This window comes from Luteibacter pinisoli (genome assembly GCF_006385595.1).
In the GTDB taxonomy this organism is placed as follows: domain Bacteria; phylum Pseudomonadota; class Gammaproteobacteria; order Xanthomonadales; family Rhodanobacteraceae; genus Luteibacter; species Luteibacter pinisoli.
Genome location: NZ_CP041046.1, coordinates 3,348,611 through 3,369,122, shown reverse-complemented (window position 1 = coordinate 3,369,122; position 20,512 = coordinate 3,348,611). Strand labels below are relative to the sequence as shown.

17 protein-coding genes are annotated in these 20,512 nt (G+C 66.8%); 8 read left to right on the top strand and 9 right to left on the bottom strand.

The features are described 5' to 3' along the window. The first annotated feature begins 3 nt into the window (after positions 1-3). Entirely contained in the window at positions 4-477 is a 474-nt protein-coding gene (gene rimI / locus FIV34_RS15330) for a ribosomal protein S18-alanine N-acetyltransferase (RefSeq protein ID WP_139984244.1), read from the top strand. Here rimI and FIV34_RS15325 read toward each other — a convergent pair. Continuing rightward, on the bottom strand, positions 474-2,960 hold the full coding sequence (locus tag FIV34_RS15325; RefSeq protein WP_139984242.1) for an ABC transporter permease: 2,487 nt from the start codon (positions 2,958-2,960) through the stop codon (positions 474-476). The genes rimI and FIV34_RS15325 overlap by 4 nt on opposite strands. Continuing rightward, the gene (locus FIV34_RS15320; RefSeq protein WP_139984240.1) at positions 2,957-3,643 is read right to left on the bottom strand and encodes an ABC transporter ATP-binding protein; all 687 of its coding nucleotides are present in this window, start codon (positions 3,641-3,643) and stop codon (positions 2,957-2,959) included. The genes FIV34_RS15325 and FIV34_RS15320 overlap by 4 nt, the downstream gene beginning before the upstream one ends. On the opposite strand from FIV34_RS15320, the gene FIV34_RS15315 reads away from it, so the two are divergent. The 3 genes from FIV34_RS15315 (at position 3,642) to FIV34_RS15305 (ending at position 6,126) form a co-directional block, all read left to right on the top strand. Next, a complete protein-coding gene (locus tag FIV34_RS15315; protein WP_139984238.1) occupies positions 3,642-4,256 on the top strand; it encodes an arylesterase in 615 nt (204 codons plus the stop codon). The two genes, FIV34_RS15320 and FIV34_RS15315, sit on opposite strands and share 2 nt — an antisense overlap. A 121-nt stretch (positions 4,257-4,377) precedes the next feature. Next, positions 4,378-5,106, top strand: coding sequence for a response regulator transcription factor (locus FIV34_RS15310; protein WP_036111366.1), 729 nt, complete (start codon positions 4,378-4,380; stop codon positions 5,104-5,106). 108 nt (positions 5,107-5,214) lie between these two features. Beyond that, positions 5,215-6,126: a sensor histidine kinase gene (locus FIV34_RS15305; RefSeq protein ID WP_246058638.1), complete on the top strand. Its 912-nt coding sequence runs from the start codon at positions 5,215-5,217 to the stop codon at positions 6,124-6,126. On the opposite strand, the gene FIV34_RS15300 is transcribed toward FIV34_RS15305, so the two are convergent. From FIV34_RS15300 to FIV34_RS15280, 5 genes are read right to left on the bottom strand one after another with little or no spacing between them, the layout of a single operon-like run. Next, complete coding sequence (locus FIV34_RS15300) at positions 6,123-6,578, bottom strand: TlpA family protein disulfide reductase (RefSeq protein WP_139984235.1); 456 nt, start codon at positions 6,576-6,578, stop codon at positions 6,123-6,125. The two genes, FIV34_RS15305 and FIV34_RS15300, sit on opposite strands and share 4 nt — an antisense overlap. Next, complete coding sequence (locus FIV34_RS15295; protein WP_139984233.1) at positions 6,575-7,750, bottom strand: NHL repeat-containing protein; 1,176 nt, start codon at positions 7,748-7,750, stop codon at positions 6,575-6,577. Before FIV34_RS15295 ends, FIV34_RS15300 begins: the two co-directional genes overlap by 4 nt. 1 nt (position 7,751) lies before the next feature. Next, complete coding sequence (locus tag FIV34_RS15290; protein ID WP_139984231.1) at positions 7,752-8,333, bottom strand: response regulator transcription factor; 582 nt, start codon at positions 8,331-8,333, stop codon at positions 7,752-7,754. Next, a complete protein-coding gene (locus FIV34_RS15285; RefSeq protein ID WP_139984229.1) occupies positions 8,330-9,610 on the bottom strand; it encodes an ATP-binding protein in 1,281 nt (426 codons plus the stop codon). Before FIV34_RS15285 ends, FIV34_RS15290 begins: the two co-directional genes overlap by 4 nt. A 51-nt stretch (positions 9,611-9,661) precedes the next feature. After that, on the bottom strand, positions 9,662-11,197 hold the full coding sequence (locus tag FIV34_RS15280; RefSeq protein WP_139984227.1) for a peptide MFS transporter: 1,536 nt from the start codon (positions 11,195-11,197) through the stop codon (positions 9,662-9,664). Between the two features lie 286 nt (positions 11,198-11,483). Here FIV34_RS15280 and FIV34_RS15275 point away from each other — a divergent pair, with 286 nt between their 5' ends. The 4 genes from FIV34_RS15275 to FIV34_RS15260 all read left to right on the top strand — a co-directional run bounded on the left by FIV34_RS15275 (position 11,484) and on the right by FIV34_RS15260 (position 13,962). Further along, positions 11,484-11,864 carry a diacylglycerol kinase gene (locus tag FIV34_RS15275; RefSeq protein WP_425462925.1) on the top strand — a complete coding sequence of 127 codons (381 nt, stop codon included), beginning with the start codon at positions 11,484-11,486 and terminating at the stop codon, positions 11,862-11,864. A 78-nt stretch (positions 11,865-11,942) separates the two neighbouring features. Next, entirely contained in the window at positions 11,943-12,566 is a 624-nt protein-coding gene (locus FIV34_RS15270; RefSeq protein WP_139984223.1) for a LemA family protein, read from the top strand. Beyond that, positions 12,566-13,462 (top strand): TPM domain-containing protein, encoded by an 897-nt coding sequence (locus tag FIV34_RS15265; RefSeq protein WP_139984221.1) that lies wholly within the window; start codon positions 12,566-12,568, stop codon positions 13,460-13,462. The genes FIV34_RS15270 and FIV34_RS15265 overlap by 1 nt, the downstream gene beginning before the upstream one ends. Further along, positions 13,462-13,962, top strand: coding sequence for a TPM domain-containing protein (locus FIV34_RS15260; protein ID WP_246058637.1), 501 nt, complete (start codon positions 13,462-13,464; stop codon positions 13,960-13,962). Before FIV34_RS15265 ends, FIV34_RS15260 begins: the two co-directional genes overlap by 1 nt. A 359-nt stretch (positions 13,963-14,321) precedes the next feature. Here the strand turns inward: FIV34_RS15260 and FIV34_RS15255 are convergent, their stop codons facing one another. Together FIV34_RS15255 and FIV34_RS21375 are read right to left on the bottom strand one after the other, a co-directional pair. Beyond that, positions 14,322-17,342: a TonB-dependent receptor gene (locus tag FIV34_RS15255; RefSeq protein ID WP_139984217.1), complete on the bottom strand. Its 3,021-nt coding sequence runs from the start codon at positions 17,340-17,342 to the stop codon at positions 14,322-14,324. Positions 17,343-17,575: 233 nt separating this feature from the next. Continuing rightward, positions 17,576-20,452: a TonB-dependent receptor plug domain-containing protein gene (locus FIV34_RS21375; protein WP_139984215.1), complete on the bottom strand. Its 2,877-nt coding sequence runs from the start codon at positions 20,450-20,452 to the stop codon at positions 17,576-17,578. Between the last annotated feature and the right edge of the window lie 60 nt (positions 20,453-20,512).

The following is a 20,512-nucleotide window of genomic DNA, read 5'->3' as shown; positions in this document are numbered from 1 at the left end:
CCGATGGTCGCCGTCGCCCGCCCCTCCACCGAAGTGCGCGCCATGCGCCGCGAGGATATCGACACGGTGGTGGCCATCGAGCACGCCTCGTACGAATTCCCGTGGAGTGCGGGCATCTTCCGTGACTGCCTGCAGGCCGGGCATAACTGCTGGGTCATCGCCCACGACGGCGAGATCGCGGGCTACGGCATCCTTTCCGTCGCTGCCGGCGAAGCCCATGTGCTCAACGTCTGCATCGGCGATGCCCATCGCGGCCTCGGTTACGGCCGCCGCATGATGCGCCGCCTCGTGGACCTTGCCCGCTGGTACGGCGCCGAGCGCATCTTCCTCGAAGTGCGCCCGTCCAACCCGGTCGCGCATGCCCTGTACGAATCCATGGGCTTCACCGAGATCGGCCGCCGCCCTGCCTACTACCCGGCAAAGAACGGCCGGGAAGAGGCGATCGTGATGGCGCTGGAAATGCACATCTCGGATTAGCCTTCGCGCAGCAACGCCATCGGCGAGGTGCGCAGCACGCGACGCGTGCCGAGCAAACCGATAAGCATCACGACGAAGGCGGCGAGGGCGGCGGCACCAAACAGCGGCCACAGGGGCGGGATGAAATCCTCGAGGCGGAATACCGCCTTGCCCAGCCAGAAACCAGCGCCGGCCGCGCCTATCGCCGCGGTGAGGCCGGCGACGAGCCCAAGCAACGCGAACTCGCAGGCGGCCGCCGCGCGCAGCTGTGCCCGCGTGGCGCCCAGCGTGCGTAGCAGTGCGGCTTCCTTGCGTCGTTCCTGGGCACTGGCAGCGAGGGCCGCGGTGAGCACCAGCGCACCCGCAAGCAGGCTGAAGCCGAGCACCCAGCGCACGGCGCCACCGACCCGGTCGACGATGTCACGCACGCGGTCGAGCAGCGCATCGACATCGATGAGGCTGAGGTTGCCGTAATCGCGCGAGAGTTTCGCCAGCTGGTCGCCGTGGCCACGCGGGAGGTAGAAGCTCGTGAGCCAGGTGTGCGGGATATCGCCCGCGTGCGCCGGATCGACCATGAGGAAGAAGTTCACGCGGAACGACGTCCAGTCCACCTTGCGCACGCTGGTCACCTTCGCATCCAGCGTGCCTTCGCCCACTTCGAAGCGCAGGGTGTCACCGAGCTTCAGGTGGAAGCGATCGCGCCAAGAGGTATCCACCGATACCTCGGCTTGCGCAGGCGATGCGCCCGGCCACTGGCCGGCCACCACTTCATTCGAAGGCGGCAGACCGGCCGTCCACGACAGGCGCAGCTGGCGGTCGGCGGCGTCGCGTGCTTCGTCGTTTTCAAGGAACGGCAGCTTGTCGACGGGCGTGCCATTGATCTGCGTGAGCTTGCCCACGGCCAGCGGCATCATGTTGGTTTTCGTGGCGCCGATGCGCTGCAGCTGCGCGTTGAAGGCGTCGCGCTGGTCGTCCTGCAGGTTCAGCGCAAACCAGTTCGGCGTGTCGGCCGGCAGCTCGCGACGCCAGCCTTCGAGCAGCGACGGGGCGATGACGGCGAGCAGCAACAGCGCGCACAGGCCCAGCGATAACGCGGTGGCTTGCACCAGCGACAACCCACGACGACGGGCGAGGGCGGCCAGGCCCAGGCGAAGCGCAGGGTGCGCCCCCGGGGCGACGCGCCGCGCGACGACGAGAAGAAGCGCCGCCAGGCCCGCGGCGATCGCGGCGACGCCGCCCAGGCTTACCGCGAGGATCCCGGCCAGTTTCGCCGAGTCGCTTTGCAGCCAGAGCAGGCCGATCGCCGTGGCCAGCGGCACCAGGTACAGCACGTCGAAGCGGCGCAGGCGGCGCTGCATGGATTCGCGGAAGACGGCCACCGGCGGCACTTCGGCCAGGCGCACCAGCGGCGGCAGGGCGAAGCCGGCGAGAACGGCAAGGCCCATCGCGGCCGCGGCGAACGCCGGCCCGAAGGGGAGGGTGGTGGGGATGTTGTCGAACAGCTGGCGCGCGAAATACCACGCGCCTTCGGTGAGGCCCAGGGCGATGACGATGCCGACGGCGGCGGCCGGCAAGGCGAGCGCGGCCAGGGTCATCACCAGCAACGAGGCCACCTTGCGGCGCGGCGTGCCGAGCGCGCGCAGCAGGGCCACTTCGCCCGCCTTGCGCCGCGCATAGCGCGCGGAGGCCAGCGCGATGGCCACGCCGGAGAGCAACGCCGAGAGCAGTGCGGTGAGGCGCAGGAACGCGCTGGCGCGGTCGAACGCGCTGCGCATGCGTTCCTGCATCTTTTCCGGCGTGATCAGGTCCGCGCCGGCGGGCAGGCTGCCGCCTTCCACCGATTCGCGCCAGCGCGCGACGGCCGAGGGGGCGCCCGATACCAGCAGGCGATGCCGCGCACGGCTGCCGACGCCCAGCAGGCCGGCGGCGTTGGCATCGTCGAGATTCATCACGGCGCGCGGCGCGAGCGCGAACAGCTCGCCGCCGTCGGGCTGGCGCACCAGCTCCGCCGACGCGACGAGGTCCTGTCCGCCAATCTGCACGCGCTGGCCGGGTCGGATGCCCAGGCCCACCATGGCGCGATGGTCGAGGAACACTTCGCCCCGCGGTGGCCCGTGCGATACATGGCTGCGTGCGTCGGCACCGCTCACTTCCAGCGTGCCGCGCAGCGGATAGGCGTTGTCCGTGGCCAGCACGTCGAGCAACTGGCTGTGCTCACCGACGAAGGCCACGCTGCGGAACTGCGCGCCACGGGTCATCGCCAGGCCGTCCTCGCGGGCCGAGGCCGCCATGGCCTCGGGCAAGGGCGCCGGCGCGGAGACGCCGATGTCGCCGCCGATCAGCTCGGCCGCGCTGGCCAGGATGCCGCGCTCGATGCGGGTGGAAAGGGTGGCGACGACGCCGAGGGCCACCACCGCCAGCACCAGCGACGCCGCCAGCGTGCGCAGCTCCACCAGGTGCCACTCGCGACGCAGCGTGCGCAGGGCCAGCCGCGTCACATTCATGCGGGCACCCCGAGGCGGCCTTCGCGCAGCTCGGCCTGGCGGGCGCAGCGCGCGGCCAGGCGCGGGTCGTGCGTGACCAGGATCAGCGTGGTCTGGTACTGGCGATTCATCTCAAACAACAGATCGCCCACGTGCTCGCCGGTGTGCTGGTCGAGATTGCCCGTGGGCTCGTCGGCGAAGAGGATGCGCGGCCGATGGACGAAGGCGCGGGCCAGGGCCACGCGCTGCTGTTCGCCGCCGGAGAGCTGGGCCGGGTAGTGGCGGCGGCGGGCAGCAAGGCCCACGGCGTCCAGCGCGGCGTGCGCCCGGGCGCGGGCGTTGTCGTCGCCCTCCAGTTCCAGCGGGAGCATCACGTTCTCTTCGGCCGTCAGGGCGGGCAGCAGGTGGAACGACTGGAAGACGAAGCCGACCAGGCGACGACGCACCGCGGCCCGGGCTTCCTCGTCCAGCGCCTCCAGGGCCTGGCCGTCCATCCGGATCGAGCCGGACGTGGCGACGTCCAGCCCGGCCAGGAGGCCGAGGAGGGTGGTCTTGCCCGAGCCCGAGGCGCCGACGATGGCAAAGCTTTCGCCCGCCGCCACCGCCAGGTTCACGCCGGACAGGATATCCAGCTGGCCCTCCGGTCCGAAAACCGACTTGCTAACATCCGCCACTTCAAGAAGAACTCGGGAAGAATCGCTCATGCGTCGTAGCCTGGTCCTGTTGCTGCTTATGGTTTGCTGCGCCATCGCCCACGCGGCGGGTGCGCCGCGCAAGGTACTGGTGCTCGGGGACTCGTTGTCGGCGGCGCACAACATCCCGGTGGAAGCCGGGTGGGTGAGGCTGCTGGATGCTCGCACTTCGAACATGGCGACGCCGTGGACGATGGTCAATGCCAGCATCAGCGGTGAAACCTCGCTCAGCGGCCGCAACCGCCTGCCCGCGCTATTGAGCAAGGAAAAACCGGGCGTCGTGGTGATCGAACTGGGCGCAAACGATGGCCTGCAGGGACTTCCGCTGGGCAAGCTGGCCGAGAACCTCGAGGCGATGGTCACCGCCGCCAAGGCCGCCGGGGCCAAGGTGCTGCTGCTTGGCATCGAGCTGCCCGTGAACTACGGCCCGCAATACCGGGACGGCCTGCGCAAGGTGTACGCGGACATCGCGGCCCGCCAGGGCACGGCCCTGCTGCCCTTCCTGCTCGATGGCGTAGCCCTCGACCCCGCATTGATGCAAGATGACGGCCTTCATCCTACGGCGAAGGGTGAACCGCGGGTGGCAGAGAATGTGTGGAAAACGCTTTCGCCCCTGCTGAAGTAATCGACGGCACGTCGACATTGGCCTAACCAAAATGAATGCTTGTTTTCGGTCTTCACAGTGTTCTCACCGGCGCGGCCGTTAACTCTTCACATTTGTGAATCACAGAAAGGAGAGTGGAGCGATGAGCAACCGCGACGAACAAGCTGGCCTGATCCTCCTCGTTGAGGACAACCGTCAAATTGCCGAGATGGTGGGCGAGTTCCTTGAACGCCGGGGCTACTCCGTCGACTACGCTGCCGACGGCGTGAGTGGTCTCCACCTTGCGGTTTCCAACAGCTACGACGTCATCGTGCTCGACCTGATGCTTCCGGGCATGGACGGCCTCGATGTGTGCCGCAAGCTGCGCAAGGACGGCAAGAAGTCCACCCCGGTGCTGATGCTGACCGCCCGCGACACGCTGGAAGACAAGCTTGTCGGCCTCGAAGCTGGCGCCGACGACTACCTCGTCAAGCCCTTCGAAGTGCGTGAACTGGAAGCCCGCCTGCGTGCACTGATCCGCCGTGACCGCCGCCAGGTGTCCTCGGAAGTGCTCAACGTGGGCGACATGACCCTCGACACCGCCACCCTGCGCCTCACCCGTGGCGGCCAGGAACTCACCGTGTCGCCGATCGGCCTGAAGCTGCTGGCCATCCTGATGCGTGAGTCGCCGCGCGTGGTAAGCCGCCGCGATATCGAACGCGAGATCTGGGGCGATACGCTGCCCGATTCGGACACCCTGCGTTCGCACCTGTACAACCTGCGCCGCGTCATCGACAAGCCGTTCGACCGGCCGCTGCTGCACACCATCCATTCGGCGGGTTATCGCCTCGCTGACCTCGATTCCGAGGTTGCCGCCTCCCAGACGGCCTGAGCAGGTGTGTAGCGGACGTAACTGATGGAAGGCAGCACATCGCAGGGGACTCGGCGAGGCGGGCGCGGAACATTCGGCGCCCGCATCGCCGTTATCTTCGGACTCCAGATGCTGGTCGTGGTCATCGCCTCGTTGATGACCGCGTACAACGTCGCGCCCCTGGGGGCGACGCTGGCCATCATGCTTTGCTCCGGCGCGCTGGCGTGGCTGGCGGTGTCGCGTGCGTGGGCGCCCATCGCCGCGCTCGCCAAGCTGCTCAACGGCTGGGATCCGGACCACCCCGACATGCAGGGCCTGGAGGCCGAAGGCGGCAAGCGTTCGAACGCGGATGTGTCGTCGCTGATCCGCGGACTGCATGGCCTGGCCTCGCGCATCGAGGGGTTTGGCGATCGCGAACGCAACTTCACGCGCGACGCCAGCCATGAACTGCGCAGCCCGCTCACCGTCATCAAGATGTCCTCGGACATGCTGGCGGACGAGACGGACCTGTCCGAGTTCGGCCATCGCTCGCTGGAACGCATCCGTCGCTCCACGCGTGAGCTGGAATCGCTGGTGGAAGCGTTCCTCATCCTGTCCCGCGAATCCGACCAGGGGCTGGCCGAGGAAGACTTCATCGTCAACAAGGTGCTGCGCCAGGAAGTGGATTACGCCCGCGAGCTCATCGCCGGGCGCCCGGTGGAGCTGATCCTGGATGAGCCGGCGGCGTTTGCGCTGCACGCGTCACCGCGTGTGTTCGCCGTGCTCTGCGGGCAGCTCATCCGACATGCGCTCCAGCAGACGGACCAGGGCACCATCGTGGTTACCGTGATGCCTGGCAGCGTGAGCGTGATCAATCCCGCGGTGGATTCGCCGGAGCCCGGCAGCCGTCGGCACGCGGCGGTGGACCGGCATGGCTTCGACCTCGCCATTGCCCGTCGCCTGTCCGATCGTTTCCAGTGGCCGCTGGAACTGCGTGCGTTGCCCGGCGCCTCGCGCGTGGCGAGCGTGCGCTTCCCCAACCCCCAGCCGGTCGAAGCCTAGAGCAGGTCGGCGACGCGTGCGGGCGTGAGCGCGCCGCTGACGGCCTTGCGCGACCCGTCCGCATGGATCACCAGTGTGCGCGGTGTCTCCCCGCCCCACGATGGGTCGATCATGAAGTTCAGTCGATCCGGCGTGGCATCGGCGTACGCGCGTGAGGTCACGTCGTCCACCCCGGCCCGCTTCAGCCGGGCCTCCAGTGCGTCGCGCTGGTAAGCCGGATCCGTCGCGACATAGATGAGTTCCACGTCCGGATGCTGGCGCTGGTACGCGCGCAGCGCCGTGAGGTTCTCCTCGCAATACGCGCAATCCAGCGACCACAGCGCGAGCACCTTGATGCCCTTCGCGGGTGGCGCCACCAGCGCTTTGACATCGGCGGACGCCAGCGGCTGCGGTGGTGCGGCGATGGCGGATGTGGCGACGGCCATCAGGCCGGCCAGCAGGTAGCGTTTCATCGCAGGGCCTCGATCGGCACCAGGCGGAACTGCCCACCCGGATTCCACGCCACGAAGGCCCGGTGGTCATGAAGCACCAGCTTGGGCCAGCCGGAGGGGCCATCGGTATGGGCGATGGCGCGCGGTTCGTCGAAGGTGGTGCCGCCGTCGGTGGACTCGCGCAGCATCAGCTGGAGGCCGTTCGCGGTCATCTGGTGCCAGGCGATCCACACGTGCTTGCCGTCCACGGCGAGGTCCGCGTGGGACGCACCGTTGCCGGCCACGGTGAACTTGTGCAGGGGCGGCTTGCCTGGCTGCAGCTGGCCGTAGCTGATCATCGGCTTGCCGTCCGCCGCGCTGAACCACACCGCGTGGCGCGTTCCCGCGGCATCGATCGCCAGCGAGGGCCCATGGTGCGGGCAGCCTTCGATATGCCATTGCGTGAACGTGGCGCGCGACACCAAAGGCGCGCTGCCGCCGGCCGGCAAGGTGGCATAGGCGTGGTCGCGGATGTTGTCGCCATAGATGGCGCGGAAGAACGCATCGATGGTGCCATCGGGCGCGCGGGCCAGCGCGATGCGGCAGCACTCGCAGCTCTGGTCGACGATCTTGCGCTCTGGCGCAAACGTCGCGCCGCGGTCCGTGGACCAGCTGTAATAGGTAGCGGCACCGAGGTAGGGGGTGTGCGCCTTCGTCGCGGCCTCGAGGTCGCGCTTGTCGATCCAGGCCACGATGAGGTTGCCCTTGCCGTCCACCGCGAGGGAGTCGAAGCGATGGGTGATCTCGGCGCGGTCGGTGTGCACCGTCTTCGGTGCATCGAAGTGCGCGCCGCCGTCGAGCGAGCGGGAGAAGCGCACGAAGCCGGTCCACGGCGCCTTGCGGGGCTGCGACCAGGTGACGTACAGCTCACCCTTCGGCCCCAGCGCGATCTTCGGCCGGTTTTCGCCTTCGGCGTAGATCGGTTCGCCCGTGGGGTTGACGATGGTCGACAGCGCGAACTCCCGGCCCATGTCGTCGGAGCGACGCACGCGCACGTGCTCGCCCACGGTATCCACCACCCAGAGGTGGCCGCCGCCATCCATGGCCGCATCGAATCCGAGCGGGGCTTCGTGGCCCATGGCCATGCCGTGCATGTCGTCGGCATGGACGGCCGTGGCGCCCATCAGCAGGGCAAGGGCAAGGACAGCGCGCATATCAGTTCTCGTCAGGGCGCTCGCGCACGGGGTGTTTGCTCAGCTTGCGCTGCAGGGTGCGGCGATGCATGCCGAGGCGGCGGGCCGTCTCGGAGATGTTGCCTTCGCATTCGGTCAGCACGCGCTGGATGTGTTCCCACTCCAGGCGGCGCAACGGCAGCGGGGCGTCGGGTGCGTCGGCGAAATCGTCGCCATCGGCCGGGCCGGCGTCGCCATCGAGTAGCGCGCGCACCACGGCATCGGCATCCACCGGCTTGGCCAGGTAATCGTGCGCGCCGCGCTTGATCGCTTCCACGGCGGTGGCGATCGAGGCGTAACCCGTCAGCAGCAGCACGCGGATGTCGGGTACCAGCGACTGCAGCTCGGGAATCAGGCGCAGGCCGTTCTCGTCGCCCAGCTTCAGGTCCAGCACGCAGTAGCGCGGCTGGTGGCGGCGGGTGAGGGCGCGCGCATCGTCCGCGTTGTCGGTGCTGATCACCTCGAAGCCGCGCGAGCTCAGCGCGCGGCCCAGCACGCGGGCAAACGTGGCGTCGTCATCGACGATGAGCAGCGGACGGCCGCCAGGCGGGACAAGATCGTTCATGCGTGGTCTCCAATGACCGAAAGAGGCAGGCGCAGGCGCATCTGCGCCCCATGCCCGGTGTTGCTGGCGGCCAGTTCGCCATCAAGGCGTTCCGCGGTGGCCTCCGCGAGGGCCAGGCCGATGCCCAGGCCGGTCGCCTTCTGCGACAGGCCAAGCGTGCCCAGTTCATCCACTTCGTCGAAGCCGGGGCCTTCGTCGGTGACGGTCAGCACCAGCCAGGGGCCATCGACGCGGATATCGAAGCCGACGAACGCACTGTCGTTCATCGACGACGCATCCACGGCATTGTTCAGCAGGTTGATCAGCGCATGGCGCAGGCCGGGCGGCGAACGCAGGGCGAGGCGCTCCGCACCGGGCTCCACGCTCAGCGCCACGTCGGCTTCCGGGCGCAGCAGCTGGAAACGCTCCATGCACACGTGCACGAACTGGCCCACGCTCAGCCGCTCGGGCTCCTGCGACAGCTGCGCCTGGCCGAAGGCCACCATCTCGCGCAGGATGGTCCGGCAGCGTTCCACCTGGCCATCGAGCAGGTCCAGGTCGTCGCCCAGCGCGTTGTCGCCCGCGTGTTCGCGGCGGATCTCCGGCAGCAGCGTGCGCATGGTGGAGAGCGGGGTGTTCAGCTCGTGCGCGGCACCGGCGGCCTGCGTGGCAATGGCCAGGATGCCTTCATCGCGCAGCGCACGTTCGCGCACGCGCTGCACTTCGTCCTGTTGCACGCGGATGGCCTTGGCGAGGTTGCTGATGAACACGCCCAGCAGGATCGCCATGATCACGAAGTTGACGCCGAGCCCCGCCACGTAAAGGTCGAAGTCGAGGCTCTTGTTGCCCAGCGTGGGCAGCGGCAGGTGGTACGGCACCAGCAGCACGTAGGCCACGCCGGTGAGCACCGCCACCAGGGCCACGCCCACGATGGAGAGCGCCGCCGCGGACAGCGCGATGGGCACGAGGAGCAGGGTGACGAAGGGGTTGGAGGCGCCGCCGGTGAAATACAGGAGGTAGCCGAGCACCAGCGTGTCGAAGGCGATGTGCACGATGGCCTCGCCCTCGGTGATCTTCCACGGCATGCCGAGGCGGAACGAGGCGGAGGCGGCGAACACCGCCAGCACGCACACGCCGATCATCAGCGGCAGCAGCGGTACGTCGAGCTTGAGCAGGGTGACGCAGGAGAGGATCGCGACGCTCTGGCCGGCAATGGCGCAAAGGCGCAGCCAGGCGAGGGTACGTGCCAGGACAAACGGACCGGAGCGTGACTTGGGGCTGTGAAGATGGTCGCTCATGGTCTCTATGAAGGCGAAGGGCCGCCCCGCGAGGGGCGGCCCCGGCCGCGTTTACAGGTCTTCGTTATGAACCGGCGGTACCGGCTGGACATCGGCCAGTGCGTGATCAAGCGAGAGCTTGCGCATCAGCGGCAGCATGGCCACGGCCAGCACCGTGCAGCCGATGCCGACGAAACCGAGCTTGTTGAACAGGCTGGTGTAGATCGGCAGGGACTGCAGCGGGTCGGTGATATCGCTGGGGATCGCGGCGTAGTTCGCGACCACGCTACCCAGGTACTGGGAAACGCCGACCGCCACGTAGTAGGCGCCCATCATGAAGCCACCCATGCGCGCCGGCACGTAGCGGGCGATCATCGCCAGGCCCAGGCCGCTCACCAGGATCTCGCCCAGCGAGTACAGGCCGTAGCCCCACACCATGTACCAGGAGGAGATCTTGCCGTCGACGGCGGTATGCGCGCCCAGGCCGTACATGAAGAAGCCCGCGGCCACGGCGACGAAGCCCAGGGCGAACTTGGCGGCGACCGGGAAATCCTTGCCGTGCTTGCCCAGCGCGTTGTACATCCAGACAAGGATCGGCGAGAGGATCACGATCCAGATGGCGTTGAGCGACTGGAACTGCTCGGGGATCCAGCGGAAGATCTCGAAGCCGAAGAGGCCGAACGAGAGATCGACGTTGCGCTGCGCGAACAGGTTCAGCGACGTCGACATCTGCTGGTAGAAGATGAAGAAGAAGATCGTCTGGATGGTGAGCACCAGCGCGGCGATCAGCCCGGCGCGCTCGCTCTGCTCCACCGAGCGGATGAGGTGGGCAAAGATGAACAGGATCAGCACGCCAGCGGCGTAAACGCACATCTTGGCGATGGTCTGGTTCTGCAGGATGGCGGCCGACACACCGATGATGACGAGGCCGCCGACGATCACGCCGACGACGTTCTTCATCGGCGGACGGGTTTCGTCCGGCACCGAACCGATGTGCGCCAGGGTGTGGCGCATGAAGTAGTAGTTGACCAGGCCAAGGATGAGGCCGATCGAGCAGACGCCGAAGGCGGTGTGCCAGCCCAGCGCATCACCGTAGTGCTCGCCGACGTAGTCACGGATCCACGGGGTGAGCAGCATCGAGATCGTCGAGCCGACGTTCACCGCCATGTAGTAGATGGTGAATGCGCTGTCGATCTTGACCGCGTCACCTTCGTAGATCTTGCGCACGAGGTTGCCGGCGTTCGGCTTGAACAGGCCGTTGCCGAGGACGATGACGCCCAGGGCGACATACAGGAACAGCGCGTTGTCGGTGGGTACCCACAGCAGGGCATAACCGATCATCAACACGACGGCACCGCTGAGCATCGTGCGGCGGGTACCGAGGAACTTGTCGCCGATCCAGCCGCCGATGGCGGGAGTGGCGTAGATCAGGGCCGCGGCGGCGCCCCAGACCAGGTTGGAGTCGGATTCGGCGAAGCCGAGCTTCTTGACCATGTAGGTGACCATCAACACCTGCATGCCGTAGAAGCCGAAGCGCTCCCACATCTCGATAAGGAAGACCGTGCTGAACGACTTGGTCTGTGAAACGGGCGGGTTCTGAATTGCCATCTAGATTCCGGAAACTTGGGATACAGCGAACGGCCACGAAGGGCTCGTTCCCGCGCCACGACCCTGAACGAGTCATAACCTTCCAAGGTTAATACAAATGGTCCGCCGGGTTGTGCTGCAGCGCCAGAGGGGCGCGGCGATACGCCACAAGGAGGCCCCTAAGCCCGCCCGAAGGCCGCCTGTGGCATCATAAGCGGCTCATCCATACCCTCCGGCCCGCGTCCATGCCGCAGCGCACCCACATCCTGAGCTCCGTGGCCCCGCGCCCGGCCGCCACCCGGCAGGGCTGACCGCCATGGCATCCAACGTTCGCCGCGGCCCGCGGCAGATCTACGCGGCCTTCCAGTGGTCCATGAAGGGCCTGAAGGCCTGCTACCAGTTCGAGGCCTCGTTCCGGGCCGAAGTGTCCCTGGCCATCGTCGTGGTCCCGCTGGGCCTGTGGCTGGGTCAGGGCGCCATCGAAAAGATCATCCTCATCACCTTCCCGGTGCTCACACTGGCCACCGAGCTGCTCAACTCGGCCATCGAGGCCGTGGTGGACAAGGTGAGCCCCGAGTTCCACGAGCTGGCCGGCCGGGCCAAGGACATGGGTTCCGCCTCGGTTTTCCTCATGATGATGATGTTCCTGCTCACCTGGGGCCTGATCCTCATTCCCCGGCTGTTCTGACCTCCGATTCTTCTGAGCGCCGGACGGTGCGGCTTTGGGGTAACGTGTGCCTCGCACACCCTCCAAGGACTCGCTGCCATGAAGACATTCCTCCGCGCCTTTGCCCTCGTCGTGTTCGCCGGTTTCCTCTCCGGTTGCGGCTATAACGCCATCCAGCGTGAGGACGAGGCGGTGAAGGCCTCCTGGTCCGAGGTGCTGAACCAGTACCAGCGCCGCGCCGACCTGGTGCCCAACCTGGTCAACACCGTGAAGGGCTACGCCCAGCACGAAGAACGCGTGCTCACCGAAGTCACCGCCGCCCGCGCCAAGGTGGGCCAGGTGCAGCTCTCGCCCGAGCAGGCCAACGATCCGGAAGCCCTGGCCAAGTTCCAGGCCGCCCAGGGCCAGCTCTCCGGCGCGCTCTCCCGCCTGCTCGTGGTCAGTGAGAACTACCCGCAGCTGAAGGCCGACGGCTCCTTCCGCGACCTGCAGGCCCAGCTGGAAGGCACCGAAAACCGCATCACCGTGGCCCGCAAGCGCTACGTCGATGCCGTGCAGTCCTACAACACGCTGATCCGCAGCTTCCCCAATAACCTCACGGCCAAGGTCATGGGCTACCAGGTGAAGCCGAACTTCAGCGTCGAGAACGAGAAGGCCATCTCCACGGCGCCCACGGTCGACTTCAACAGCGCCCCGGCGCCGGCTGCCTCGGCCGCCCACTGATGCGCCGGTTCGCGGCGCGGCTGCTGCTTGCGCTGGCCCTGCTGGCACCGCCCCTGGCGGTGCTGGCGGACGACGCCGCGGTGCCGAAGCTCACCCGTCACGTCACCGACCTGACGGGGACGCTCACGGCCGACCAGGTCAACCAGCTGGATGCCCGGCTGGTGGATCTGGAAAAGACCAAGGGCGCCCAGGTCGTGGTGCTGATGGTGCCCACGACCGAGCCGGAAGACCTCGAGAGCTATTCGCTCGCCGTGGCCGAGGCCAACAAGGTGGGCCGCAAGGGCTCCGACGACGGCGTGTTCCTGCTGCTGGCGAAGAACGATCGCCACGTGCGCATCGAGGTGGGTTACGGCCTGGAAGGGGCGCTGCCGGATGCCATCGCCGCGCGGATCATCCGCGAGTACATGGCGCCGAAGCTGCGCACCAGCGATTACTACGGCGGTATCACCGAAGCCCTCAACGCCATCACCCAGATCGTGCAGGGCGAAACCCTGCCGCCCCCGGTGAACCCGGACGACGCGCACGAGCGCCGCGGTAACGGGGGAGGGCACTTCCTCATCCCGCTGCTGTTCGGCGTGCTGTTCCTGCGCGGTGTCCTCGGCCGTGCGCCGCTGGGCGTGCGCGCGCCCATTGGCGGCCTGATCGCCGGCGGGCTTGGCTGGCTGCTGCTCAACTCCCTGTTCTTCGGCGTGCTCGGCCTGGTCGGCGGCGCGCTGCTCATGGCCATCCCCATGGGCGCTGGCCGCTCCATCGGTGGTGGCGGCTGGGGCGGCTGGGGTGGTTTCGGCGGCGGTGGCGGGTTTGGCGGTGGCGGCTTCGGGGGCGGCGGCGGAGGCGGTGGCTTCAGCGGCGGTGGCGGCAGTTTTGGTGGCGGCGGTTCGTCGGGGAGCTGGTGATGGAGATGCAACGGATCACCACCAACCTCTTCGGCGCCTGGTTCCAGATCGGCAAGCAGTTCCCGAAGAGCGCCCTCGACGCCATTGCCGCCAGCGTCGCGGCCGGCGAAAAGACGCACCGTGGCGAACTTCGCGTGGCGGTGGAATCGCGGCTGCCCTTCGCCGCCGTCACCGATGGCGTCACGGCGCGCGACCGTGCGGCGGACCTGTTCGCCCACCTGCGTGTGTGGGACACCGAGGAAAACTGCGGCGTGCTGCTTTACGTCCTGCTGGCCGAGCACCGCATCGAGATCGTCGCCGACCGCGGCATTGCCCGGAAGGTGAGTGCCGCCGAGTGGGAAGCGATCACATCGCACATGCGCGACGAGTTTGCGAAGGGGCACTACCGCGAAGCGGTGGTCACCGGCGTGGATGAAGCCGGGGCGTTGCTGGCCCGGCACTTTCCGGCCGACGGCACGCCACGAACCAACGAACTTCCCGACCAACCCCTTCTGCTCTGACTAACCGTAGCGTCGGCTGCCACATCCAGCCGTTTAGTCGGTTCATTCGCGTTCGCGAATGCTTGCTTTCAGCGGCTTGCGCCGCCCGGCGCTGGTAGGGCGGCGTCGTCGGCAGCGGCCAGGCCCTTGGGGCCGACATAAGCGGAGGGCCGCTAAGAGCATCGATGTTCGACGTGAGGGCGCCTACGGCCCGGTCCGAAGGTCCGCGTCTGGCGGCCCCAAGGGCTTTCCCGTCCCCGACATCGATACCGTTCACGGCTATCCAGCGACCGCGAAGGCAAAGCCGAGCCCTCTCGAAACGGACACAAAAAAAAGGGCCGCCCAAACGGGCGACCCTCTCATGTCCAGCTTGCGATGAATTACAGGCTGAAGTCGTACTGGACCATCAGGCGCAGGTAACGCGGCGTCTGGTAGTAGGTCGGCACACGGTAGGTCGTACCGTAGTAGTTCGAATCCGAACCGTTCTCGCCGATCTCGTTGATGGCCGTCTTCTTGTCGTTGTTGAACAGGTTCAGCACATCCAGCTGCACCGTCACGCCCTTGGCGTAAGCCGGGGTGTAGACGACGTTCGGGCTGAGCGACCAGTTCCACGGCAGGCGCTTGGCCGTGCCGCGCGGCGAGATCTTGCCGTCGCAGTAGAAGAACTCCGAGTTGTAGCTCGGGATGCCGCCCACGGTCTCGTCGCCGCCGCCGAAGCAGCTGGTCGGACGACCGGACTCAAGCAGGCCATTCACGCCAACCTGCCATTCCGGGGTGATGCGCCAGCCGCCGTACACCTTGAAGCTGTGGCGACGATCGTTGGGCAGGTAGCCGGTCGCGCCGACCATCAGTTCCGGGTAATCGAACGCGCTGGTCGTGCCGGTGTCGTCCTGGCCGTTATCCGACTTCACGAGGCCTTCCGTGTTGCCACGGTTCTTCGACCAGGTGTACGACGCATTGACGTACCAGTTGTCCGTGGCCTTCTCGGCCGACAGGGTGACGGCTTCGTACGTGCGCTTGGCCTTCTCGCCGAACGCCTTGCCCGGGATGGTGACGTTGCGCAGCACGCCGCTGCCATCGAGGTCGACGTCGACGGAAACCTTGCTGCCCGGGTTGTAGATGAAGCAGCCCGGCATCGAGGACGGCGGGGTGAACTGGTCGCCGTTGGCGTCCATGTCCAGGCCGATCGACTTGCCGTACGCGTAGAACGGACGCCAGTCGCAGGTGTCGTCGATCGCGTTGTTGAGCTTGCGGTAGGTTGCCTTGGCGCCGACCACCCAGTCGTTCAGGAAGTCGTTGTCGCTGGTGACGCGGTGCTGGATACCGAGGATGAACTCATCCTGCGAGTACGGCTTCAGGTCCTTCGTGGCGACCGAGCGCGGATCCGGGGTGGAACCGTTCTCGCCGTTCACGATCGACTTGTCGGTCAGCGGGGCGCCGAGGGTCGGCACGCCGGTCACCGGGTCGATGGCCGAGTACGAGAAGTTCTGGATCGTGTAGTACGAGGCCGTGGCGGCGCGCAGGGCGACGTTCGCGGCGATCGGCAGCGAGTAGCGGCCGGCGGTACCGAAGACCTTGGTCGACGAATCGCCGAACACATCCCACGAGAAGCCCAGGCGCGGCTGCCAGATGTTGCCCTGGCGGACGAAGTTCTGGCCGGCACCGTTCTGGTTGTTGAACGAGTCGTTGCGCACGCCGATGTAGGCGAGGACCTTATCGGTCACCTGCCAGTTGTCCTGCAGGTACCAGGACTTCTGGTCGATCGCGACCGAACCACCGGTGCGGTAGTTGTACTCGGACACGTAGTCCTGGCCCGCACCGTTCGTGCGGTAGTAGTACAGCGCGCCGCCGGCGTAGCTCTGGCCCGAATCCGACTTCCACTTCTCGCGCGAGAAACCGCCCGACAGGTCGTGGTCGCCCACCTTCCAGTCGAGGTCCACGCGATACGCCGTGCGCTGGTCTTCGCCGTTGAAGCGGTCGATGGTGCTGGCCAGGTAGCACGAATGGACCGGATCGGTCAGGCCGCTCTGCGTGCTGCTGCGGCGATCGATCACGTACGGGCAGCCCTGGTTCGGGCTGTTGATGTTGCCGTCGTACTTGGTGACGGTGCCATCGGCCGAGGTGTAGTCCGAGGAGTTCTTGGACTTCATCTTGCCCCACTGCGCGGTGGCAGTCAGGTCGTCGGTGATGTAGCTGGTGTACTTGAACACGTTGACCGCGCCGCCCGTCTTGACGTGGCGGTCACCCAGGTAATCGGTGGTGGACGGCTTGCCGTCGGTGCCGATTTCCTGGTTGTAGTACTGGTTGGTCGTGTGCTTGGTGTTGTTCATCCCCGTCCATTCGAGGATGTTCGAGTCGTTGATGTTCCAGTCCATCTTGATGAGATAGAACGGATCACTGTACTCGTTGCGCTCAGCCGGAGCCGACGACGTCGCGCCCTGATAGGCGGTCTGCGATTCCTTGTGCGACTGGAAGATGCCGTAGAAGAACAGCTTGTCCTTGATCAGCGCGCCACCCAGCCAGGCCGAGTACACGTTGTCGTTGTCGCTGTTCTTCTGGTACGTGCGGTACAGCGCGCCATCCTTGGTGTAGGTGGTCGGCTGCTGCTCGCGGCCCCATGCCGGGGTGTAAACCCACGACGCGCCGCCCTTCCATTCGTTGGTGCCACGCTTGGTGATCACCGAGGTCACGCCGCCGGTCGAGAAACCGTACTGCGCGCCGTAGCCACCGGTCTGCACGTCGAGCTGCTGGATGGCCTGGAACGGCACTTCCGAGAACGACAGGTTGTTGTACAGGTTGGTGACGTTGAAGCCGTTGACGTAGTAGCTGTTCTCGGCGACCGAGGCGCCACCGAACGACGGCAGGTTGCCGAACGCGGAGTCACCCTTGACGGTGCCCGGGGTCAGTGCGGCGACGTCGACGACGTTGCGCGGCACCGGCAGCTTGTCGAGCTTGTCGGCGGTGAAGCTGGTGCGCGACTCCACCGAGGCGACGTCGATGGCGGTGAGGGCGTTGGCCGACACGGTGACGGTGTCGAGGGCCTGCGCGCTGCTGCTGCCACCGGCGGCCGAAGCGAAGTTCAGCTGGGCGGACTGGCCGGCGACAACGTTGATGTCGCGGGTCGACACGGTCTGGCCGTTCTCCACCACGTTGACGCGGTAGCTGCCAATCGGCAGCGAGGAGGCGCGGTAGTGGCCGTCCTGGTCGGCGGCGACGGTGCGCGTGGTGCCCGAACCCAGGTTCTGGATCTGGATGGTCTGCGAGGCAGCAGCGGTACCGTAGATGTCGCCAACGGTGCTCTGGGCGAATGCGGTACCGGCCAGCAGGCAGGCGCCGAGCGCAGAGACGAGCGCAGTGCGCTTCAGCACGCGCGAACGCGTGAGCAGGGTGGTGCTTGTCATGAGGTCAAAAACTCCCTGGCCCTGCATTTTCAGCAAGGCTGAACAGCTTGTAGTAGCGCCGCGGGACGGCACTCGTTTGTGGGTGTGTGAGGCATGCGGTGTGGGGACACCGACGTCGCGCCCACCTCAGGGCGAATGGCGACGTAACACGAACATAACGCCGTCGTCATATGACTGCAAGCGTTTACTGGGTATCGCAGACTGCTGCGACTGAGCGTAAATGCGAGCGGTTCTCAGAACCGCTGCTGATAGCCGATATAGAAATAACGGTCGATATCGAAGGCCGGGTTATACGGCGGGCTGCCGCCACCGGCGCTGGAAACGTTGTAGTACAACGGCCCCTTGCGGGCGAAAACATTGTTGATGCCGACGCGGATACTGCCGTCCCACGGCGTCATCCAGCGGAACTGCGCATCGTTGAAAGCGACGCCGCCCTTGCGGCTCACGCCGGTGACGCCGCTGATGACATTCAGCGTATCCGGCTCGTTGCATTCCTCGGTCGAGGACCAGCAGGAGTCCTTCAAACCCGAGTAATAACGCACGGTCCAGGTCGCACCAAATCGCCGCCAGCTCCAGTCGAGCGACAGATTGGAGCGCACGCGATAAAGCCCCTGCACGCCATTCATGTAACCGGCGAGCTGACGCGGTTCCGCGCTGGCGCTGCTGCGCTGGGTGTAGTCCTTGAGATAGGTGCTATCGGACAACAGCGCGAACTCGCCGAAACGGGTTTGCGGGAAACGGTAATGCAGGCCGAGGTCGTAACCTTCGGTGCGCAATGAGCCGAGGTTCACCAGGCTTTCGTCCAGCGAGGTGATGCGGCCATCGGCCGCACGGGTAAAGCGGCCGCAATAGGTTGGATCGTTGCGGACGTAACAGAAATTGAGAATATCCCCAGCGAGAATCGGGGTAATGACGTCGTGGATATCGACCTTGTAGTAATCCAGCGTGATGTCCATCCCGTCCAGGTACATCGGGCTGTACACCAGGCCCGCCGTGCGGGTGATCGACGATTCCGGTTTCAGGCGCGGATTGGCGCCGGTGCGGAACGCCGACGGATTCTGGCCACCGGTATTCGAACTGATCTGCGCGCCGGACTGATCGACCTGGCGATAATTCGCCGGCACGCCCGCAGCGGCGCAACGCGAACGCACGGCGGCGTCCGTGGCCGACGCGCCAAAGGCGCTGTCGCAGGGATCGAGGAAGCTCTCGAAGCTTTCCGACGAGCCGGCGTAAAGATCCGCCACCGTCGGCGCGCGGAACCCCTGCGCGTACGTACCCCGCAGCAGCAGGTCGTCCAGCGGCTTCCAGCGGAAGCTGTACTTGTTATTGGTGCGGCCACCAAACGCGCTGTAATGCGAATAACGCGAGGAGGCATTGACCGCCAGCTCGCGCGCGAACGGCAGGTCGTTCAGTAGCGGGATGTCGAACTCGAGGTAGGCCTCGTTGACGTCGTAACCGCCACGGGTCGGGTCGCTCGCCAGCTGCGTGGTCAGGCCGGCGGAGTCGGCCGCGTCCGGCACGTAGCGGCCATCCTCGCTGCGGTGTTCCAGCCCGCCCGCCACCTTCAGCGTGCCGGCCGGCAGGTCGACGAGGCCGCCGGTGAGGTTCGCCATGACGTCATTGGTGCGCGTGGTTTCGTGCGCCGTCGTGGTCGAGGCCACGTAGTTCCACACCGCATCCGGCGTGCCGCCGGGGCCGGCCAGGATATTCCAGGGCACGCACCCGTCGGCCCGGTCCTCGGCATTGGCGCAGGCCAGCTGGCCGTTGATCGTGGTCGTCGGGCCGAGTGCCTTGCGTGCGTTCACCAGGTTGATGTTGCCGCTGGTGGTGCGGCTGGCCCGGTCCTCGGAGTACGCGTAGGTGACGTCCCAGTTCCACGCGTGGTTGATCCACTCGAACGTGCCCTCGGCGCCGACGTCGGCGTGGAACACCTTCGACTTCGCCCAGTCCATGCGCGGCAGTTCCACGGTGCGGCGGAAGAAGGACGTGCTCTCGCCGGGGAACGGGTTGTAGGCGTTGGCCGGGTCGATATACAGGCCATCCGCACGGCCCGTGGCGCTCTGCAACGGGTAGCCGGAGGCCTGGCTGCGCGTGTCGCGCACGCCGTAGTTGGCCATCCCGCGCAGGGTGATGTCGTCGGTGAGGTTGTAGCGGCCCGTCGCAAACAGGTTGCGCAGCTTGCTGCCCGCGCGGAAGCTCATGTCGCGCTGGGTGTTGTACTTGTCAGCGATGCTGTTGGGATCGTACAGGTGGTAGTTGGCGAGGTCGGCGGTATTGCCCACGCCGCCCGCGCCACGGTTCACCACGTACGCGGTACCGGGCGCGTTCGGATCCACCACGCCGCCGTACGGGCCCATGTTGTAGCCATCCAGCGGATGGCGCGGGCCGTAGGCCGTGGAGGTCAGCGAGCGCTTGGCGTCGTCCAGCGTGTCGCCGTCTTCGTAGCTGGCGCCAAGGATCACTGACGAGCGTTCGGTGCTGCGCCCCCAGGTAAACGTACCGTTCTTCTGCGCGCCGTCGCCCTTGCCGTTGACGCCGTAGAGCACATCGGCCGAGGCGCCTTCGAAGCGGTCGGTGGTGATGATGTTGACCACGCCGCCGATGGCGTCGGAGCCGTAAAGGGAGGAGGCGCCGTCCTTGAGCACCTCGATGCGTTCGACGATCGACACCGGGATGGTGGAGAGGTCGGTGAGGCCGCCGAGGCTGGTGGTCCAGCGGCGTCCGTTGACCAGGACTAGGGTACGCACGGCGCCGAGGTTGCGCAGGTTGACGTAGCGCCCGCCCGCGTCGTTGCTGGAGGAGAGGGTGTCCTGCGGGGTGACCTCGGGCGTGCCCGCCGAGGGCATGCGCGCCACGATATCGCCCAGGCTGGTGAGGCCCGTGGCGCGGATGGCGGCACGGTCCATGGTGAAAACGGGCTGGGCGGTTTCGACGTCGATTCCGCGGATGCGCGAGCCGGTGACGGTGACATTGACCGGGGCCAGCATTTCCGCCGGCGCCGTGCTGTCCTGGGCGAGCAGGGGGCCGGACGCAAGGCAGCCGAGCAGGGCGACGGCAAGCACCGCCCGCCGCGCCGCGACGTGGCGCTTCTGCCCACTACTGACGACCATACCCCGCAAACCTCCCGATCCCCGCCAGGCACCACCCGGGCCCGACGATCACGCGAACAT

Coding starts and splice junctions, on each gene's coding strand:
- FIV34_RS15270 (WP_139984223.1), top strand. CDS start 11,943: ATGAAGACATTCCTCCGCGCCTTTGCCCTCGTCGTGTTCGCCGGTTTC.
- FIV34_RS15320 (WP_139984240.1), bottom strand. CDS start 3,643: ATGAGCGATTCTTCCCGAGTTCTTCTTGAAGTGGCGGATGTTAGCAAG.
- FIV34_RS15315 (WP_139984238.1), top strand. CDS start 3,642: ATGCGTCGTAGCCTGGTCCTGTTGCTGCTTATGGTTTGCTGCGCCATC.
- FIV34_RS15325 (WP_139984242.1), bottom strand. CDS start 2,960: ATGAATGTGACGCGGCTGGCCCTGCGCACGCTGCGTCGCGAGTGGCAC.
- FIV34_RS15295 (WP_139984233.1), bottom strand. CDS start 7,750: ATGCGCGCTGTCCTTGCCCTTGCCCTGCTGATGGGCGCCACGGCCGTC.
- FIV34_RS15300 (WP_139984235.1), bottom strand. CDS start 6,578: ATGAAACGCTACCTGCTGGCCGGCCTGATGGCCGTCGCCACATCCGCC.
- FIV34_RS15310 (WP_036111366.1), top strand. CDS start 4,378: ATGAGCAACCGCGACGAACAAGCTGGCCTGATCCTCCTCGTTGAGGAC.
- FIV34_RS21375 (WP_139984215.1), bottom strand. CDS start 20,452: ATGGTCGTCAGTAGTGGGCAGAAGCGCCACGTCGCGGCGCGGCGGGCG.
- rimI (WP_139984244.1), top strand. CDS start 4: ATGGTCGCCGTCGCCCGCCCCTCCACCGAAGTGCGCGCCATGCGCCGC.
- FIV34_RS15285 (WP_139984229.1), bottom strand. CDS start 9,610: ATGAGCGACCATCTTCACAGCCCCAAGTCACGCTCCGGTCCGTTTGTC.
- FIV34_RS15280 (WP_139984227.1), bottom strand. CDS start 11,197: ATGGCAATTCAGAACCCGCCCGTTTCACAGACCAAGTCGTTCAGCACG.
- FIV34_RS15290 (WP_139984231.1), bottom strand. CDS start 8,333: ATGAACGATCTTGTCCCGCCTGGCGGCCGTCCGCTGCTCATCGTCGAT.
- FIV34_RS15305 (WP_246058638.1), top strand. CDS start 5,215: ATGCTGGTCGTGGTCATCGCCTCGTTGATGACCGCGTACAACGTCGCG.
- FIV34_RS15265 (WP_139984221.1), top strand. CDS start 12,566: ATGCGCCGGTTCGCGGCGCGGCTGCTGCTTGCGCTGGCCCTGCTGGCA.
- FIV34_RS15255 (WP_139984217.1), bottom strand. CDS start 17,342: ATGACAAGCACCACCCTGCTCACGCGTTCGCGCGTGCTGAAGCGCACT.
- FIV34_RS15260 (WP_246058637.1), top strand. CDS start 13,462: ATGGAGATGCAACGGATCACCACCAACCTCTTCGGCGCCTGGTTCCAG.